The 5,190-nt window shown below is 28.1% G+C and carries 3 protein-coding genes; all 3 read right to left on the bottom strand.

What is annotated here, in order from left to right:
- Window positions 1-552 (bottom strand): molybdenum cofactor guanylyltransferase (locus tag HMPREF0202_RS00830; RefSeq protein ID WP_023051579.1); only part of this gene is annotated, 552 nt, incomplete at its 3' end.
- Window positions 549-2,270 (bottom strand): 2Fe-2S iron-sulfur cluster binding domain-containing protein, encoded by a 1,722-nt coding sequence (locus HMPREF0202_RS00835; protein ID WP_023051580.1) that lies wholly within the window; start codon window positions 2,268-2,270, stop codon window positions 549-551. The genes HMPREF0202_RS00835 and HMPREF0202_RS00830, both read right to left, overlap by 4 nt.
- A gap of 10 nt (window positions 2,271-2,280) precedes the next feature.
- Window positions 2,281-4,941, bottom strand: a complete 2,661-nt coding sequence (fdhF, locus tag HMPREF0202_RS14895) for a formate dehydrogenase subunit alpha (RefSeq protein WP_084537599.1) — start codon at window positions 4,939-4,941, stop codon at window positions 2,281-2,283.
- Window positions 4,942-5,190: the final 249 nt, after the last annotated feature.

Below are 5,190 nucleotides of genomic sequence, written 5' to 3' on the forward strand. Positions count from 1 at the left end.
AGTATTAATATTAAAAAAACCTTTAGATATCTCTTCTGAGTTTTTTAATTTATTAATATTTATCCAATTTACATTTAATTTCTGAAAAATTTTAGCTATTTTAAATTCTCTTTTTTTAATAGAGTCACTTATTTCTTTTAAACTATTCTTTTTATATAATGCACAAAGAGGCTCTTTATAAAAATTATGAATAGGTACTGAAATATCGTAATCTCCTTTTATTTTCCCTAAATACTCAATAAACTCTTTTTTTATAAATGGAGTATCACAAGACAATACTAAACACTCGTCATTTAAAGCATTCTTTAATCCTGTAAAAATTCCACCTATTGGACCAATATCTTTCACATCATCTTTTATTACTTTAACATTATACTTTAAATATTTTTCTGGAGAATTGGATATTATTATAACCTCTGAAAAATTTCCAAGTTTTTCTATTATAATTTCAAAAAATGGTTTTCCTTTAAATTCTAAAAAACTTTTATCAATATAATTTAATCTACTTCCCTTTCCTCCAGCTAATAAAATTACACTTTTTTTATATTTCATATTTTTGTTTTATTCGAATATGTAGTATGTAGAATATGATGACTTTTGTGTCCACAAGGTTCTTTTAAATAGTTTTTATAAAGGTTAATTACCTCTATATTTTCATGAGATTTTCTTAAAGTCGAATTAGAATCAAATAAATACATCCCTTTCATTCTACTTTTTCTAACTTCTAAACTATCTGGAATAGGTGCTCCTCCTCCACTTATACATCCACCATAACAAGCCATTACTTCTATAAAATCAAAATAAATTTTATTTTTTTCAATAGCATCTAAAACTTTTTTAGCTGATCCAATACCATTTATTACAGCTACTTTAATTTTTCTTTCTCCTAAAATTATCTCTGCTGATTTTACATTTTCAAATCCTCTTAAAGTTTTAAACTCTATTTGCTTTAGTTGACCATCAGTTAAAATATGACTTACTGTTCTTAATGCTGCTTCCATAACTCCACCAGAAGATCCAAAAATTCTTCCTGCACTGGATCCTAATCCCATAAACGAATCATACGTTAAATCATCAGGTAATGAATTAAAATCTATATTATTCATTTTTATTAACTTAGCAAACTCTCTTGTTGTTATAACTAAATCAACATCTCTAATCCCATTCTCTTGCATTTCTATTCTTTCACTTTCACCTTTTTTAGCAGTACATGGCATAATTGAAACAACATATATATCTTCTTTAGGGATATTTAATGTATTTGAATAATAAGATTTTGCTAGTGCACCAAACATTTGTTGAGGAGATTTACAACTTGATAAATTTTTAATAAAGTTTGGATATGATTTTTCTACGTAATTTACCCAACCTGGACAACAAGAAGTGAACATTGGTAATTCTCTATCACCCTTCATTAATCTTTCAATCAACTCAGTTCCTTCTTCCATTATTGTTACATCTGCTGAAAAATCTGTACTAAAAACTTTATCAAATCCTAATTTTTTCAAAGCTCCAACCATTTTTGAAGTCACATCTACTCCTGGTGTAATAAAAAACTCTTCTCCTATTGTATGCTTTATAGCTGGCGCTATTTGAACAACAATATGCTTTTGTGAATTTTTTAAAAGTCTATTTAGCTCTGTCACACTATTTTTTTCTGTTAAAGCACCAACTGGACATATCTTTATACATTGACCACAAGAAACACATTTACTCTCTCCTAATAACTTTCCATCTTTTATAACAATCTCTTTAACTCCATCAGCTTCAATAACTTCATAAATTCCTAATCCTTGAACTTCTTTACAGATAGCAACACATCTTTCACACAAAATACACTTATTCATATTTCTAGTTATACCTGATGAGCTATTATCTATTTCATATTTTCTTATATCTACTAAATTTCTATTAACTATATTATATTCAAAAGATATGTTTTGTAATTCACAGTCTCCTTTTGATTTTTCGCAAGTTAAACAATCATTAGGATGATTTTCCATAATATCTTTTAATATTTTTTCTCTTTTTTCAATTATTTTTGGAGTTTTAGTTTTTATAATCATATTCTCTTGAGGATATGTTTCACAAGATTTCAAAAGCTCTCCGTTACATTCAATAACACAAATTCCACAAACTTTTTGTGACCCCAAATCTTCATGATGACAAAGAGTGGGTATATTTATACCCAGCTCTTTGCATTTTTCTAAAAGTGTTTGTGTAGATTCTATATCTGTTAAAACTCCATCAATTTCTATTTGAAAATTCATAATTCCTCCACTAAATTAACTTCTCTATTCTTACTGCTGTTACTTTTAATTCTGGAATTCCACATTTTTCATCTATACGATCTGCTCCAGTTAATACGTTACAAGCTCCCTCTGCAAAATGGAAAGGCATAAAGAATAGCTCTTCTAATATTCCTTCATTAGGAGTTACTCTCGTTAAAATTTCTCCTCTTCTAGATATAACTTTTATAATTTCATTATTTGTTATATTTAATTTTCTCATTGTTTGTGGATGTATCTCAATATATGAATCTGGAGATTTTTCATTTAATCCATCTACTTTTCCAGTCATAGTTCTCGTATGATAGTGATATAAATTTCTACCATTTGTTAATAAATATGGATATTGACTACATTGATTTTCTCCTAATAACTCTTGTTCCGAAGGAACAAACAATCCCTTTCCTCTCATCGGACTATCTATATGCAATATTGATGTACCTTTTTTATTTTCTCCTATAGGCCAAGCTATTCCCAACTTATCAATTATTTTATAATCTAATCCTTCATACTGAGGAGTTACTCTTGCTATTTCTTTTGTTATCTCTTCCGCTGATTTATAAACTTTCTCATAACCTAAAATATTCATTATATTATTTATAATTTTCCAATCAGGTTCTACACCATCTCTATCTACAACTTTTCTAACTCTTTGAATTCTTCTTTCAGTATTAGTAAATGTTCCATCTTTTTCAGCAAAAGACAATGCTGGTAAAACAACATCTGCTAACTGAGCTGTTTCAGTCATAAATATATCTTGAACAATTAAAAAATCTAAAGACTCTAAAGCATGCTTTATATGATTGATATCTGGATCTGAAACCATTGGATTTTCTCCCATTATATAAAGACATTTTAATTCATGATGTGAAGCTCTATGCATCATCTCTGGAATTGTATATCCTATTTTATCACTTAACTCTACATCCCACTCTTTTTCAAATTTATCTTTAATTTTTGGATTATAGACTTTTTGATATCCTGGATATGAATCTGGAAGTCCTCCCATGTCACAAGAACCTTGAACATTATTCTGTCCTCTTAAAGGATTAATTCCACCAAATTTAACCCCTATATTTCCACATAATAAGGCTAAATTAGATAAACTCATCACTCCATTAGTTCCAGCTTTATGTTGTGTTATTCCCATGGCATAAAAAATTGATGCTACGTTACTTGAATAAATTCTTGCAGCTTTTTCTATTAGCTCTTTTGATACCCCACATACGTTACTTACATATTCTGGTGTATATTTTTCTACTAATTTTACTAATTCTTCAAAATTTTCTGTATTTCTCTTTACGTATTCTTTATTATATAAATTCTCTTTTATTATTACATGAATCATCCCATTAATAAGTGCGATATTTGTTCCTAAATTTAATTGTAAAAATACATCTGCATCATTAGCTAAATCGATCATTCTTGGATCGGCAACAATCACTTTTGCGCCGTTTAATTTAGCTGTTTTTATTTTAGCTCCTATAACAGGGTGATTTTCTCTAGGATTTGACCCTATTATAAAGATAACTTTTGAGTCTACAACTTCTTCTATACTATTAGTCATAGCTCCACTTCCCAACGTAGTTGCTAACCCGGCAACTGTTGAACTGTGTCAAAGACGAGCGCAATGGTCAACATTATTTGTTCCAATTACCGCCCTAAAAAGTTTTTGAAAAATATAGTTATCCTCATTTGTACATCTTGCTGAAGTTAACCCACCAAAAGAATCTGAACCATACGTTTCTTTTATCTCTATCATATTTTTTTGAATAAGATTATATGCTTCTTCCCAAGAAGCTTTTTCCAACTTACCATCTCTTCTTATATAAGGTGTATTTATTCTATCTGGATGATTTACAAATTTATAACCAAATTTACCTTTTACACATAACAATCCATCATTTGGAGCTATGTTTGCTGGTTTTGCCTCAACTATCTTGTTATTTTTTACTAAAAAATCAATTTGACATCCTACACCGCAATATGAGCAAGTGGTTCTAACACTACTTGTTTCCCATAACCTAAATTGCTCCTTTTCCTTTGGCAATAATGCTCCTACTGGACACACACTTACGCAATTTCCACAAGACATGCACTTAGTGTTATTAACCTTATCTTCTTTTATAGGACTAACATATTTTCTTCCATTCTCTTCTTTTAACTCTAGTATATTACTTCCTTGAAGATTTTTACAAATTTCTACACATTTTCCACATGCTATACATTTATTAGGATTTATTGTATAAAATGGATTAGAACTATCTATGGGCAACATTTCTTTAAATTCATTTTTACTTTGGTGAATCTCATATTCATAACAATAATCTTGTAACTTACACTCACCTGATTTTTTACATCCTAAACAATCTAACGCATGATTTTTAATTATATTTTCTAATATCTCTTTTCGTTTTTTAAGTACCAATTTACTATGAGTCTGTATTATAGAGTTATCTTTTAATATTATTTCGCAAGCTTTCTCTAGCTTACCATCTACCTCTACAACACAAATTCCACACTCTTGATCATTATTTTTAATTCTCTCATCATGACATAACGTTGGAATTACTATACCCAATTCACTTAAAAAGGCTAAAAGAGTTTTGTTTTTTATAAATTTATACTCTTTTTTATTGACCTTTACACTCAATTTTTCCCTCCTTAAAAATATTATTAACCTTATTGAGTATAAAATTTTTTCTTTCTATAAAAAATATCTTTTAGTCACTTTTTTTATAACAAAAAACAACATTATTTTTTTCACAAACTAATATTTTACAATTTTTATACACATTACCCTTAATTTAAAGGATAGAAAAGTACTTTTTTTCACTTTTTTTTAGATAAAAAGATTGTTTTTAAAAAAAATATAATATATTATAATAAATAAAATTTAGGA

It is taken from the genome of Cetobacterium somerae ATCC BAA-474 (assembly GCF_000479045.1).
GTDB classification, from domain to species: Bacteria; Fusobacteriota; Fusobacteriia; order Fusobacteriales; family Fusobacteriaceae; genus Cetobacterium_A; species Cetobacterium_A somerae.

Coding starts and splice junctions, on each gene's coding strand:
- HMPREF0202_RS00835 (WP_023051580.1), bottom strand. CDS start 2,270: ATGAATTTTCAAATAGAAATTGATGGAGTTTTAACAGATATAGAATCT.